The organism is Pseudomonas siliginis, assembly GCF_019145195.1.
Lineage (GTDB): Bacteria > Pseudomonadota > Gammaproteobacteria > Pseudomonadales > Pseudomonadaceae > Aquipseudomonas > Aquipseudomonas siliginis.
Genome location: NZ_JAHSTW010000043.1, coordinates 1 through 349, shown reverse-complemented (window position 1 = coordinate 349; position 349 = coordinate 1). Strand labels below are relative to the sequence as shown.

The window sequence follows — 349 nt, the reverse complement described above, 5'->3', positions numbered from 1 at the left end:
CATGGTTCAGGCTTTCACCCACGACGTGATCATCCCGCGTGACCCGCAATCCGGTCAGCCAACCGGTCAGCGCGTACACAAGCCAGTTGTGATCACCAAGGTCTACGACAAGGCTTCGCCACTGCTGCAAGCAGCACTGACTTCCGGCGAGCGCATGAGCGAAATCGTTATCCAGTGGTACCGCACTTCGGCCCAAGGCACCCAAGAGCACTACTACACCACCAAACTGGAAGACGCGATCATCGTCGCCATCAACAACAAAATGCACAACTGCCAGGATCCAGGCAACGCGCACTTCACCCACCTGGAAGAAGTGCAGTTCACCTACCGCAAAATCACCTGGACCCAT

The 349-nt window shown here is 56.4% G+C and carries 1 protein-coding gene; it reads left to right on the top strand.

Annotated elements, in window-relative coordinates:
• On the top strand, nucleotides 1-349 hold a 349-nt coding region (locus tag KVG87_RS25775), incomplete at both ends, for an Hcp family type VI secretion system effector (protein WP_217853254.1).